The sequence below is a fragment of the Moorena producens 3L genome (assembly GCF_000211815.1).
GTDB classification, from domain to species: domain Bacteria; phylum Cyanobacteriota; class Cyanobacteriia; order Cyanobacteriales; family Coleofasciculaceae; genus Moorena; species Moorena producens.
Map to the genome: position 1 here is coordinate 94550 of NZ_GL890832.1, position 13925 is coordinate 108474.

Annotated in this window: 11 protein-coding genes, 1 other RNA gene and 1 pseudogene; 4 read left to right on the top strand and 9 right to left on the bottom strand. The window is 42.9% G+C overall.

Translation table 11 applies throughout. The annotated features are described in order from the left end of the window. Positions 1–3 precede the first annotated feature (3 nt). Entirely contained in the window at positions 4–1194 is a 1191-nt protein-coding gene (locus tag LYNGBM3L_RS05900) for an extracellular solute-binding protein (RefSeq protein ID WP_008180229.1), read from the bottom strand. A 506-nt stretch (positions 1195–1700) separates the two neighbouring features. Between LYNGBM3L_RS05900 and LYNGBM3L_RS48410 the strand changes: the two genes are divergently transcribed. After that, positions 1701–1826, top strand: a complete 126-nt coding sequence (locus tag LYNGBM3L_RS48410; protein WP_267871991.1) for a hypothetical protein — start codon at positions 1701–1703, stop codon at positions 1824–1826. 190 nt (positions 1827–2016) lie between these two features. After that, positions 2017–2415 carry a hypothetical protein gene (locus LYNGBM3L_RS05905; protein ID WP_008180230.1) on the top strand — a complete coding sequence of 133 codons (399 nt, stop codon included), beginning with the start codon at positions 2017–2019 and terminating at the stop codon, positions 2413–2415. A 126-nt stretch (positions 2416–2541) separates the two neighbouring features. On the opposite strand, the gene LYNGBM3L_RS05910 is transcribed toward LYNGBM3L_RS05905, so the two are convergent. The 3 genes from LYNGBM3L_RS05910 to LYNGBM3L_RS05920 all read right to left on the bottom strand — a co-directional run bounded on the left by LYNGBM3L_RS05910 (position 2542) and on the right by LYNGBM3L_RS05920 (position 5911). Next, positions 2542–3792: a nicotinate-nucleotide--dimethylbenzimidazole phosphoribosyltransferase gene (locus tag LYNGBM3L_RS05910; protein ID WP_008180236.1), complete on the bottom strand. Its 1251-nt coding sequence runs from the start codon at positions 3790–3792 to the stop codon at positions 2542–2544. A 434-nt stretch (positions 3793–4226) separates the two neighbouring features. Then, the gene (locus LYNGBM3L_RS05915; protein WP_008180238.1) at positions 4227–5081 is read right to left on the bottom strand and encodes a DUF2232 domain-containing protein; all 855 of its coding nucleotides are present in this window, start codon (positions 5079–5081) and stop codon (positions 4227–4229) included. 122 nt (positions 5082–5203) lie between these two features. Beyond that, entirely contained in the window at positions 5204–5911 is a 708-nt protein-coding gene (locus LYNGBM3L_RS05920) for a Crp/Fnr family transcriptional regulator (RefSeq protein ID WP_008180239.1), read from the bottom strand. A gap of 391 nt (positions 5912–6302) precedes the next feature. Here LYNGBM3L_RS05920 and LYNGBM3L_RS05925 point away from each other — a divergent pair, with 391 nt between their 5' ends. Continuing rightward, on the top strand, positions 6303–7550 hold the full coding sequence (locus tag LYNGBM3L_RS05925; protein WP_131827231.1) for a DUF445 domain-containing protein: 1248 nt from the start codon (positions 6303–6305) through the stop codon (positions 7548–7550). 1077 nt (positions 7551–8627) lie between these two features. Then, positions 8628–9278 carry a sugar transferase gene (locus LYNGBM3L_RS05930; protein WP_044492349.1) on the top strand — a complete coding sequence of 217 codons (651 nt, stop codon included), beginning with the start codon at positions 8628–8630 and terminating at the stop codon, positions 9276–9278. A gap of 428 nt (positions 9279–9706) precedes the next feature. Here LYNGBM3L_RS05930 and ssrA read toward each other — a convergent pair. The 5 genes and pseudogenes from ssrA to LYNGBM3L_RS05945 form a co-directional block, all read right to left on the bottom strand. After that, positions 9707–10098: a transfer-messenger RNA gene (gene ssrA / locus LYNGBM3L_RS35320) on the bottom strand. Positions 10099–10258: 160 nt separating this feature from the next. Then, the gene (locus LYNGBM3L_RS05935; RefSeq protein ID WP_008180246.1) at positions 10259–11422 is read right to left on the bottom strand and encodes a nucleotidyltransferase family protein; all 1164 of its coding nucleotides are present in this window, start codon (positions 11420–11422) and stop codon (positions 10259–10261) included. A 270-nt stretch (positions 11423–11692) separates the two neighbouring features. Continuing rightward, the gene (locus LYNGBM3L_RS05940) at positions 11693–12562 is read right to left on the bottom strand and encodes a segregation/condensation protein A (protein ID WP_008180248.1); all 870 of its coding nucleotides are present in this window, start codon (positions 12560–12562) and stop codon (positions 11693–11695) included. 418 nt (positions 12563–12980) lie between these two features. Beyond that, positions 12981–13367, bottom strand: a pseudogene (gene tnpA, locus LYNGBM3L_RS35950) (IS200/IS605 family transposase). Between the two features lie 87 nt (positions 13368–13454). After that, on the bottom strand, positions 13455–13925 hold a 471-nt coding region (locus tag LYNGBM3L_RS05945; RefSeq protein WP_008180250.1), incomplete at its 5' end, for a LapA family protein.

A 13925-nucleotide genomic window follows, 5' to 3' on the forward strand; every position in this document is an offset into this window, starting at 1 on the left:
TTTTCACGTATTTCGCATTTCTTTCCACAAGGATTCATACTGCTTTTGTGTAGACTCTGGTAAGGGATGGAGGAATTCGCACTTGTTGAGAATTTCTGCTTCTGGCAGCAGTAGAGGTAAGGTTTGGATATCTTGTGGTAGCTTATTTCTTGGGATCTTAAGCAGAATCGGGGAAGCAGCATTAGTCAGTAGAGAAATTTGCTTGGCTGATTTGCTATCCCAGCAAAATTCAATCCACTTTTTGCTTAAATCCGACTCAGAGTTACTTTCTGAGGAGTCAGAAGCAGAGCTAACTGATACCGGTTTTACCCATACATCTGACCACAGGGCTGTTCCTGACTGAGGCACCACTGCCTCAATTTGGCGATCGCGTGTTCTTAGTGCCAGGATATCCGTAGACCAACCGACTGCTACCCAGGTATCCCCCAAAACTAGAGGTTTTAGGTAGTGATCCGAACTGTAAAATTTAACCTGTTTAGCCAGTTGTCGAAGTGCTGGTTTCAAGTCTTTGACTTGATTTAAATCCTGTTGATTATAGGATAAGCCTAGGTTTTTCAAGGTTAAACCAATCACTTCTCGGGGGTGGTTCAACACAGAAATGCGATCGCGTAAAGACTCACGCCACAAGTCACTCCAATCAGTGGGAGTCCAGCCTAAGGCTTTGAACTTGTCACGGCGATAGGCAATGACAGTAGCACCCCAGCGATAAGGAGCACCCCAAACTTTTCCTGAGTTGTCTAGCTGACCAGTTTGGTCACGTTTAACAAGTTTCTGGTACTCTGGCGGCAGTTGTTTCCATCCTGGCAACGTTTCTATGTTCAAAGGTTGGATCAATTCCTGCTCAATGGCTGACTTGAGCCAATAATCTCCTAAGGTAACTAAATCAGGACTTATCGGTGTCCTAGACCTAATCCGGATCAAATCTAAAAAGGAGCGATCTTGATTATTATTGGGTTTGCCTTGCTCTTTCAAGGTTGTCAGGAGTTTGAATAAAGCAGATAGTTGTTTCTCCGGGTCAAAATTTAGCTTAGCCCGTAGTGTTAAGGTCTTACGAAATTCACCCAACAGCTGAACTGGTATTGAATTTTGCAACAGCCTTACCTTTAAAGAGGCTTGTTGTCCGATATTACAACCAGATGCTAACTGACTAAGGGCTATGGTACTAGCACCTAGTATCAAGGAGCGTCGCTTCATAAGTATTTCTGAATTTCCTTTGGTTACCAACTCTTTGACCTTAATTTACATTGGCTCAATAGCAATTACTATAGCTATGAGCAATGAACTGACTTTTGTGACCTCTTAGACCAACAGCCATCTGCTAGATGTGGTAAGTCTAATAAATTAAAAACTACTTATAGTCTGGTTAACAAAACTAATCTAAGTCAAGGGCTAAGGCATCTGAATCTACTTTGACATCACTTTGACATCATTTGACCTCAATAATAGTTTGACTATTATTAATTGAATTTTATTAAGAGTAAGCACGATCAAAAGAACGAAAACACCAGCTATGTCTCCCTTTTCCTCCCCCTCCTCGCCCTCAACACACAGTCTTGTTTTAGACCTAACTATAAGAAATCTAAATCTGTAAGATAAAGTGATGGGGGGATAGAAATATCTCGATCAAGAAGTTAATTCACTTATTGGTTATCTTGTCAACTAATAGCAGTTGACCATCTCTCTAGGAGTTTGAGAAGGTAATGACATGGGGAAAATCATCCGTACGTTATGTATTAAAAATCACTAATGCCAAGGAATTAATTCCGAAAAAACCGATTGTGCTAATTGTGGTGCGAAACTTGGGAGAAAAGACAAGTATTAATTAATGCTGAATTAATCAGGGTAAATATCAAGATATACAGCGGCTATCTGGCATTTTTGAAAAAAATTACTCTGGGAAACAGACTCTAAGGAGTTTAGAGCTGATTTTTGACAGATTTTTGACAATAGTTAAATAAATCAGCAATTCATCGGATTTTCTTCCTTAAGTGACTAGGATAAAAATAGAACTAAGTTATGGCAGTTTTAAATCCTATGGATGAATATCAAAATCAAATCATGGCTCTAAGTCATAGAGTAGATACTCTGTGCGAATCCATCGAAAAACTCAGTTTGAAGGTTTCAGAAGGCCTTTCTGAACTCAAAAATAGTTCAAGGCAGGAAACTGAGGAATCTCAACCAACTGGCCAACCGATACCCCGGACCCACGAAAGTCAAAGTGCCATTAACCTACTGACCCAACATAAAGATGTGCTGATTGATAGTAACTCTGGGCTAGGTAGTTTCTCTAAAAATAGCAATAATAATATCTCTGCTGATATTCAAGTTCAACGCTTAACTGCCCAACTCACAGCAGCCTACAATCGGATTGCTGCCTTAGAAGAACAACTCCTAGCACAGCGAATTCATTCCTAATTGGCAGTTTTATCCAGATTAGTCTAAGGGTTGAAGGTTAATAGGGAAAACAAATCAGCACCTCTGTGATTTTCGTGCCTAACTTGGTCAGACTGTAAAGTGTTTTTTCACTGGCTCCAACAACAATCACCTCAGAGAAAGACGATATTGCTCGACCAAGTTTTCAATGGCTTGAAGTAATTCAGCCGAGTTCCAGCCCTTATAAAGGTGGGCTGCGATCGCACATCCTCCAGCACCCACACCTTCCTTGACATATCCTTGCTCATATGCCTGTAGCTGAGGATAACGAGACTGGGTAAAACTTAATTGTGTTGCCAAAAGGGGTACACTCCCAATATCTTGTGCTAATCCAACCGTGTCACCAGTCGAGTCTTCTGCCACCCAGCGAGTTGTTCCCACAACTACTTGTGCTGGTTGCCATGCTAGGGAATTACCCTCAGTAATACTGGGGTAGGGTAAAACCGACTCTGCCAATGCCTGTGCTAAGGTATAAACCGCTAGCATTTGGGTACCACCAGCGAGTAAAACGCCACAGCGACGACTAGCTGCCATTGCCATACCTGCTGCGGCAATTTGCATCGGATCTCCCACCGCTGCCACTAGCTTTAAGTGATCAAGTGGTGAGGGGGTGAGGGGGTGAGAGGATGAGGAGGTGACGGAGTATAAAGGTGCGGGGTGGTAGGGGTGAGACGGTGAATTTTTCTTCCTAGGTTCGCTTTTGGGAAGCTCCCCGGCTCCCCTACCCGCTAACCCAGCTCGTTGTAACCCCAGCTCCACCACCTCCCACTTTTGAGCATGATTGCACTGGGGATGGCTACTGTTAACCTTGCCAGCTGCATCAATCCCCAAGCCAGTGAGCAGGCTAAGTGCGGTGGTAGTTCCCCCAACCACACACTCACTAATAATCAGATAGCTATCACCAACCACACTTGCTAGCTTTTCTCCCCACTGTAAACCTTGCTCAAATAGCCGTTTCACTGTTTCGAGGGGCAAGGCATTGCCAGAAGTTAGGCACTTAGCAGGAATACCACCTAAGTCAATGGCTGGTACTGTCGGAGGGTGAGGTAAACCAGCATTGAACAGATAGATGGGTAGGTTAAATGCCTCCACTAAAGCACGGGAAATCAAGACAGGGGATACTCCCACAGTTAGAGGAGGAAGGGGATATTGAGGTTGGGGAGTAACTCCATTGACCAAAAACTCAGCATCAGCGATCGCAGTATACTGACGATCATCTGGGGTAGCGCCAGCAGCAGAAATACCTGGAATCAGGCCAGTAGCAGTGAATCCTAAAATACAAGCAAATACCGGTGAGCATCCCTGATACTGCTGTAACCACCGTTTTCCCTTTACCTGCTCGGTATAAACTCGGATCATTAGTCCTTAATTCTTAGTCCTTAGTTCTGATCTGAAATATAAAAATAAATAGAAACAAACACTACACTATAGATTAATTGTGGTGAAAGGGAACAGTAAACTTTGGATAAGGTAACAGAATCGTTTTGTAAAAGTAGCAAATCAAGTATTAACTAGTTAACTAGTTAATATTACTATTTTTTTACACACATTTTCACACACAATAGTTAGCCATATAATTCCATAAATTTCCATAAAATAAAAGAACGATTGCCATACTTACCACGGGCATAAACTGAGCTAAAGGTAATCAATCAAGCTTAAGCTCTAAGCTCCAAGGGCTCAGAGCTGATAACTGTTTGCGGAAAGCGTAGCCCTCAAGTAGCGTGTAAGCTGACCTTTGAAAGTATAACAAACAGTCTCTTCGCCATCACAAGTGACCAATGACTAATAGCTCAATCGTAATCCAGCAAAACTTTTACCCAGTTTGGTGGTCTAGGAATCGGGTTTCCTAATCGGTCGAGCATGAGTAAGGCTACAATATGCACCACGAATAAATAAATGGCATTATTGATAATAATCATTACTACAGCCAGGGTTTGAACTAGAAATAGACTGGGCTGAAATAGCAACCCCAGCTTGAGAAACCACCAATCCAATAATCCTGTCACCTGGGTCATCACGTAAACCCAGAGGTCTTCCCCCAATAGAATTGAGAACAACCAAAACCGAAAAAAGAAGCCTATTGTACCAATTAGCGTACCCATGCTAATAGAAAGCAGCCAGCTAGCTCGACGTTTCCACAAAGCTCCCAGTTGCACCCCCATCAGACCATAAGGGACCAAAAAGATAATACTGCGAGTTACTCCCATCAGCACTGATAGTAACAACCCCGAAACCAGTGCTGCCATCCAGGATGCCCTACTGCCCCTCCTTAGGTAGACTAAAGCAATCGGCACTGGGAAAAACATTTTGAGTATTGGTCCTAGAGGAAAGTAATAATTAATCAGCCAAATCAAGCTGGCGGTACTGGCCAGAAACGCTGTTTCTACCATGGTTATAGGTGTCTGAGGTCTAGGGTTTAGACCATTATTCAGGCTAGGGGAGTTAGCAGAAGTGGATTGTTTGTAGACTGCCCTAGGTTCCCTCTTTTCTAGTGGGTGATTTTGCTCCCCAGTTAATTGATGCCCGATCTCAGTTACATCAGCATTGCTCTTAGGGAATTCCGTTGTTGATTTTGTGGGTTTGTTTTTAGATTGGGCAAAGAGATCTTGTGAAGCCGCTTGACCATCATCAAAAGAATCACTCATGCAAATTTAGTAACCTCTTGAGGAAAGGGACAGATGATAACAGAAGAGATACTGTTAAAGTACCCTTGCATCTTAGCCCATCTCAAATTTCTCCTCATTTGCAGATACCTTATATATCAAGACTAGATAATCATCTTTTCGAGAGCAGGCAGATCACAGATAAAAAGGGTATCGTGATCCCGCATGATCAAGCCTTTCTTCTCCAGCTTTGTCAGGACTCGTGTGACCGTCTCCCGCGCCAATCCACTGAGGCTACTTATCTCTCGATGAGGTAAGTTAGGAATCTCAGTTCCTCTTTGTTTCAATTTGCCTTGTCCTTCAGCTAGAAACAACAAGGTGTCTGCCACTCGTGAGGTACTATCTGACTCCCGCAAGCGTAGGCGTCGGTTAACCTGACGCAGACGCTTTGCCATCAACTGAGCTAAGTGGACACCAGCCAAAGGTTCCGTATGAATTAACTGGGTAAAATCCTGAGCGGGTATACTACCAATGGTTGTAGGGGTTAAGGTAATCACATCTGTTGAACGAGGTACTTCTTCTAAGGCTGCCATTTCACCAAAGATTTCTCCTTTCCCAAGAATATTGAGGGTCACCTCCTTCCCATCCAGGTTATAGGTGCGAATCTTTGCCCAACCATCTAAGATGAAATAGACAGACCCCCCCCAGTCATTCTCAAGTAAAATCACTCGATTTGCAGGATGGCTACGGGTAACCATATTAATAATGGCTTTTTTGACACTAGAATCTGGTAAGCCAGCAAAAAAAGGAGTGCTAGCCATCGAATCATGAACATTAGAGTTAACTTCAGATGAATTGTATCGGTCTTCCATGGGATCATGAGCGCTTCGTAAACACCTTGAATAGATAGATGATCCGCTGTCAAATCAAGTGAGTCAGGGAGTTTGCCTGTGTCAACTAAAAGAAGCCAATGAAACAGATCTGCTTAACCTCACCACCTTTGGTAGACCAACGAAAATGACTGATGTGAGTGAAATTGCCTTGACAAACAAAGATTCTACTGGAGCTAAACTACTTGCAGTGAGCTGAGGTAGGCTCATTCTGGTAGAGGGCTTGGCAATAATCACATCGGGTAAGTACAGTTATTATGCTCCATGATGAACAATTTGTAATAGTTTGGTGACTCTGGCAATTTAACATTAGACACAGGGGGTTGACTCTCACTCCTGTATGACTCAATTTGTTCTCGTCAAGGGTTTCAAAGTGACTGCTCAAACCGACATTCAATCTCTGATTGCTGATATTGACCACATCCTCCATAAGCCTGACTTTCCTCTACCATGGTTCAAGTCTGGTGACCTAGCGGCTGCACACCAGGTTTTGCGGAAAGTTCGTAGCTACCTAGTTTCCCAACAGCAAAAACTAGGGGTAGAATCGGACAATACAAGTACTACAGTAACCCCATCTCAGACGGGAGTACCCACATCTGTTCAGGAGGAAGTGCAGCAAATCCTGCAAGCGGTTAATCAAGAAATGAACCATCTACGTACCGATTTGACGAAACCATGGCAGGTAGAGTTGGAGGCTCTACAGCAACAGCGGGAGTCTCTGGTACGAGAAATTCAGCGTTTGGAGAGTACCAAGCAGCAGCTGGATTACTATACCAAACAACAAACTGCAAATGTGCAGATTGCTTCAGAGTTCTCACAAGGGCTAATCAACCGCCTTGTCGAAAGCTTGACGCAAAAGCTATCTCAAATTTTAGCGAATTGGGAAGCTCACTTAAAACAGAATCCCACTAGTGATGACTCAATCAACCGATTGCCTTCAAATCAGGACGAGATTGTTGCTGTAGTCCAAAGACAAAAGGTGATTGAGCAACTACAGCAGCTTCAAAAACAATCTGATCAACTCATACAGAATATAGATGTTAACCAGCGGTTGATTTTTGAGACCCTACACAGAGATCTTCAAGGTTACCAGGAGTCTTTATCTCAGGAACTTGAAAAAATGCACAGCTTAGGCATGCAGGGAGAAATGTTTTTTGCTGCCTTTGTGAATCGTCTAGCTCAGCAGTTAGGACGAGAATCTTCAAGCCTATGGTCTTCCTCACAACAACCACCGGATGTACAGGTTCAACTTGAGGATAAGGATAGCTTTCAATTACATCCGGAAACCTTATTGCACAAAAACTCTCTGACTATGACTGAGGTGGTGTCTGACCGTTCGCGTAGCGTGGCCAAAGGCCAATCAGATTTGACTCAGGAACCAGCAATGGATTGGTCAACAGGAGAGTTGCCTCAATCCTGGGGCATAGGATTGTCTGAAGAAAAGACACCATTGCGATCGCGTAGCGTGGCCTACGGCCAATCGCACTTAGCCGATGCTACGCCAGAGTCCCAGAAGACATCTCGGACCAATGACTCCGTTGACCATTCAGAAGTCATTGCTACTATTAATGCCTTGACAGATTTGTGTGAACAGATGGGTGTGAATTACCTCAAGGGGTGACAAGTAGCTTTAACGTTTGAGAGGGTGTGGGGTTTTTGGGGTATGGAGTGGGGCGGGGGCACGGGATGGATCGGAATATTCAAGAGCTTTGAGCAAAATAGTGGCTTTTGACGATGCAAGTTTCTTTCATTACAGAACAGATGTGTTCGCGCAGCGGGGCGTCAGCCCTTCGCAATCCGTGGGACGCTCTTAAGAGACTCGGATGAAGCGCTTCTGTTCTGTTTTCGGTAAATTCTTGAAAATTACTGCCAAGCTGGCAACATGGCTAAGCTATAGCCGTGTTTACTTATCTGTGATCTTAAATCCGCTTTTATAGCCCCCTTTTAGCCCAGTCGAGAGGGAAGTTGCGGCTAGATAAGCTTGCGTTTACCTGCCTTTGACCCAAGGCTTCGCCCCGTGACTTAATTATAAAGGAGGTTTTTAACTTGGATTTGGGATCAGAAGTAGTCTTGAGGGATGTATACCTAGCATTTTAACATCATTTTAACATCAATTGCATTATTTTAACTTCTAATCATTTCGAGTCATTTTTTGATTAGTAATAGTTAACTATTATTACCAAAATTCAGACTGGAAGTCAATTAATTCAACCCCAATTCACAATCCCTTCACGAATTCGCCGATACAATGTGAAAGTTCAGTGAAATGATACAAAATATACTACTCCTTTTTTGACAAACCAAAATACTATGAGCAGAGGCTTCGATTAAAAATTATTAATAAGGCGGTCAATAAAAATGACTAGGTCATCTACCTATATATCAGTTACTTTTATAAAAAAATATCTACTTTAGCGGGAACTTTTAAAGTTTTCAGCGGTCTGGTTAATAGACTATTTAGTTGACAACAAAGACTTTAGGGTTAGTGGGTGCCTACCAAATATTTTAAAAAATGGCAGGAGACTATTCCGTAAAGTTTGGGCAAAAACTACCTAAGCAAGTTAGCTCCCTTGAGCATAACTGTTCTATCAGCCTTGGTATTTCAAGCAATTATTTCGTCGTTTAATCAACTTTAGATAACTAATAAAAAGCCGTGATTATCTCCAAGTCTTCTGCTTATACCTCGGTTGATTCACCAATTTGGGATAACAGAATACCCAGTTGTTTATTTCAGCAAGAGGTTCATCATTCAGCTAACAATAATATCAAGCGATTAATTGATATTATTGGAGCTTTGGTTGGATTATTAATTACCGTGAGCATCGCAATTCCCATTGCGTTCGCTATGTCGATAGTCGATCCCGGTCCATTATTTTATAGTCAGATCCGTTGTGGTCTGAATGGCAAACCCTTCCAAATCAGGAAATTCCGCTCAATGATCGTGGGTGCAGACAAACTCAAGCACTTAGTAGAAAACCAAGCTAAAGGTCATATATTCAAAAATGAAAATGATCCCCGTATCAGTCGGATCGGAGGCTTTCTACGTCGTACCAGTCTTGATGAATTTCCCCAATTCTGGAATGTCTTGATCGGAGATATGAGCCTAGTCGGAACTCGTCCTCCTACCTTTGATGAAGTAATGGGCTACAAGCGCCATCACTATAAGCGTTTAAGAGTTAAACCTGGAATCACCGGTGAATGGCAAGCCAATGGTCGTTCAAAGGTGACTGACTTTGAAGATGTGGTTCTTATGGACTTGGATTACCAACGTAAGTGGTCTATCGGCTACGACCTGAAGCTGATTCTGAAAACTATCATGGTAATCTTTAATAGGCATGGTGCTTATTAAGATCACGTTATAAGCTCTTAACCCGATAGTACTAAATCCAGGTTGAACAGAATGCTTAAGCTAACCCTATCTACAATGTTTGATTGAGAATGTTTGATTGAGGTGGGGTTAGCTTAAGCTAATAAACACGCATCGATAACAGATTGATTAATTAGTGACAGGATAGTCACTCCTATTATTTTTATCAGTAAAATTAATCCTATTTTTCCAAGACTTACCGAACCTTTTTGAGAACTGCTATCAACAGATTAATCAATAGAGAAGTGGAAGTATTGATTGGTGATTACAGTTAACTATAATCACGGAATAACAACTTCCATGGTTCCTAAGACAATAAAAATTAACACTGATAAAATTAACGATGATTTTCTGGATTTATTCAGGGAAATCAATCTGAATTGGTGATATTTATGGTCATATTTATTTTTTAATGGAGCCTACGGGAATTGAACCCGTGTCCGCCCTGGTTATTTACTTATCGCTCATTCACAGGCTTAGCCCCTTTAACCCTCGGAGCGGGGATCATCCCTTATCCCGGATGACAGGATGCTTTGGTGAAGTCTTAGCTAGCAAACCGACCAAAGACAGCTTACTAGAGCATCCGTTGGGGTTAAGTCTATAGTCCTTAACGGAGTCAAACTACAGACGCTCGAACCTGTTTATAGGTGTTTAGGCAACAGCAGGTGCAGCCTTACGAGCAAAAGGAACGATGTTGTTCGCAGTTACAATTTTTTTGAGTCCGGTATTTGCGAGAGAAGACTCACTCTCGACCTGAATCACGGGTCAGCTTTCACCAACACGTCGAAACCATTAAGGCCCCTTGCAGTTATTTCCTTTTTCCATTATAGTCAATATTTCAAAGTAGCAACTACCAAATACGCGTGATCCTCTTGTGTGATCTTGAATTGGAAAATTTCTTTAACGCTGTTTAGCTGGGTAAATCCCCGCCTTCTATCAGGACGGGGATTTACGTGAACCTTTTAACTCTTGCTGCTCAGGATTTCCTCGATCGCTTGTCGTTCTGCTGGTTCAGTCACAGGCAAACTCTGGCGGGTATCAGTAATCAGCCAATCTAGAGCTGCCGCCTGAACATCAATAGCCGCACCAGTCTTATCAACACAATAGCGTCCAAACACTAACTTATCCACTAGACGTACTCCGGCTCCAAGGCGAGAATATTCAAAAATTACGCTATTCTCAACGGTTGCTCCGCTACAAATCCAGCAATTGGGACCAATCATAGTTGGTCCGATAATCTTTGCCCCATCTTCGATGTGGGTCATAGCACCAATGTAAACCGGACCTTTGATATCCACTTTGTCCCAATTTACGGCCACATTTAAACCAGTATAGATTCCGGGAGCGACTTCTTTGCCAGGAATCGGTACATTCTTGATTTCTCCGAGCAGGACACCTCGAACAGCTCGCCAGTAATCTGGCACTTTACCAATATCAACCCACTGGAAATCCATTGGCACCGCATAGAAAGGAGCCCCCATTTCCACAAGTTTGGGAAACAGTTCGCCCCCAATATCATATTCCTGACCAGAGGGGATATATTTAAATATTTCTGGCTCAAAAATGTAAATTCCTGTGTTGATATTGGTACTGCGGGCTTCCTCAACTGAGGGTTTTTCTTGGAAAGCTTTGATTCGACCAGTTTCATCTGTAACTACGACACCGTAGCTAGAAACCTGTTCTCGTGGTACAGGTTTTGCCACTAGGGTAGCAATTGCTCCCTTTTCTTTATGGAATTTAACTGCTGCTGTCAAGTCCAGGTCAATTAGGGCATCACCACAGAGCACCACAAATGTATCATCAAAGAAGGGATAAAAGTCCTGGATCTTGCGCATGCCACCAGCTGAGCCGAGGGCTTCCCCAACCAGTTGACCATCGACAATGCGACCTTCAAAGGAATAAGCAATTTCAACGCCAAAGCGTTGCCCATCTCGAAAATAGCTTTCAATTTCGTTAGCCAAGTGAGAGACGTTGACCACAACTTGGTCGAAGCCATGTTGTCGTAATAGTTCTAGTAAAAACTCCATTACTGGTTTTTGCAGGATGGGAATCAATGGCTTGGGAATAGTGTAAGTGATAGGGCGAACGCGAGTTCCCTTGCCAGCTGCCAGAATCATGGCTTTCATGTATCTTTTCTCCTTAAACTAAATCCATAGAGGTTGATGTGGGCAATTGAGTACGATTCTAACTAGTCCTTGAGCTCTCACCCACGATTAGCACAAGGGACTAAAGTCCCTAACTCGTTTTCATCCCCGCTACTATTACACAGGGGCAAACAAGCTGGAATTTTCTGTAACCTATGCTTTGAGTGATGCTTTGAGTGACTCCAGCTGAGAATTCCTGGTTTCCTGACAAGGCTAGTTGATGTTACAAGCCCCTGCTTTTAAGCGTGGGGTTCATGACTCCAATTTACGGATTTTTAGATCTTGGTAGAATTCCTCTTGGCATAACTCAACCTTAGACTGAGCAGATAACAATAGCAGTCCCCAGAAAACACTAACTCTGTCCCCTATTGGTGATTCAATAGGAGTGATTGCTGTTTCTGTGTCAGCTTTTGCCGACATCTTGGCTGTTCCCAGTTTGTCCTCCTGGTAAGAAGAACCAACGGAAGTTGATGCAACTGATGATGGGGATAACGTCCACCACTCTAACAACTGATTTAAATTCAGCCAATCTTTGTCTGCCGCTAGGTCATACCAGTAGCGGCATAGAAATTCCTCCAGCCGTGTGGCAATCTCGGTCAGGTTTTCATCGTGAGCTAGATGGGCAATACGAGCTGCCTGACTACGGGCACTAGAGCGAGTCCCTTTTTTAGGGGAAGGTAAGGGCTTTTCACCCAGTTGGACTGCCATCTCTTGCAACTGTTGAATTAGCTCTGGCAGGGTTACTGGGCGTCTTTTAGGGGGTCGGGCAGCAGAGCGACGGCGTATATGACGTTCTAGATGGCGAGGCAAACCTCTATCTCCCCTGCCATCAATTTCCTCGGACCCATCCAGTTCTTCGGATTCCTCCAACTCCTCGGGTTCTTCTAAACGTTCCAAGGTATCGGCTTTCAGTAGAACTAGCATGGATGCCCATAGAAAAGCTTGCCCAGACTGAGACAAGTCCGTGTCACGGTATCCAAGTTCTGGATCACTGTCTAATGCCAGTGTACTTAGATAGCGGTCAATGACATCAATTACCTGAACATCCCATGGGTCAATTTCTCCCCGCTGTGCCACATCAATGAGAATAGCGATCGCTTCGGTAGCAGGTGTTGTAGTCATCTATAGGATCAAGTCTATTGACTAATATATAGCCATGTCTTGTTCGATACTGTTGGTCAATTAACTGACGGCAGGACTTACACAAAACTAGGCACCAAACCCTATAAGCTATAACTAGTAGGGTGACCCTACAGGTAGAGTTACTGCGGAAGTTCTTTTTGGGGTCACATCAAGTCTGGTAGCATCGGTATTGTATAATTTGGAGGGAGGACAAATAGGACAACAAAAATAAATAAGCGTAAATTTTACCTCTTAAATTTTCACTCTTGTAGAGACATTGAATACCACCTCTGAAACAAACAGGATTGATCTGAATAGAAACCATAAATTGGCGATTTTTCCTGGTGCAATGGTAGCCTTTATATTCCTCTATCGGCAGTAAATTTCACTCCTCAAATAGAACAACTTACTGGCGCTTTTAGTCTTGTATGTACTTCTTAATAACTTCGATAGACCCACCGCCAGCGGGACAAACGCCCATAGCTTTTAGTCCAAAGCGTAGGCAGTCTAGAGCGAAGTTGCGGCAATTATTTTCTGAGATATTATAGAAGACATCCCTTTAATGTTTGACTGCTTTATAAACTCCAAACTTAGAGTTAAGTTCGATCCCAAGATGTAAATGGTCTGGCATTACTTCCATCGCTATAATTTCTTAGTCCATGTTTGGGCAAGCTTCTCTAGTTAACTCTTTGAGCGTGCTCTCAAGGTTGCCTGTCAGAACTTTTTGTCTGTACTTAGGGCAAACTACAACAGGGTACTTACAAGAGTAAACAACATTGTTGTTAGACTTATATTGCTCAGGCATTGAATCCTATAGCGTATAGGGGAGATTCAGTTCCTTCACATTTTACCAATCCCCAATGGTAATCCTAGAATTATGGTAATCCTAGAATTAGTCTAATAGTGGATTATCTCCCATTGGGTCAGATGCCGATAAGAGAAACTGTTTCTGTTCAATCTCAATTTTGTATTGTTGAATGTCGTCTTCTAATTGTCTAATCTGTTCATCCTTCGAGCGTATCTGCCCAACCATCTTACGAGTTCCTATAAAATTGATAAATCGCGTCCACAAGTTGAATAACCAGGCTATTACTGCTCCAAGCCACATGGCTAGAATCAGTGCAATCGCCAAGGGAGCCTTAACCTGGATACCATCAATAATCCTAATGGAAACAGATTGGGTATTTTCCAAGCCAAATAAGACTAGTGCCAGACATAGAGAGAAAATCAGCAAAAAATTAATCTGTCGCATCAGCTTAATCCAAAACCGTTGCAGTTGCTTACTACTTCTACAACAGATAACACGAAAAATCGGCTTTTTTAACTTGCCGATTACTGGAACGTGCACAGGTGTCCCAACGCC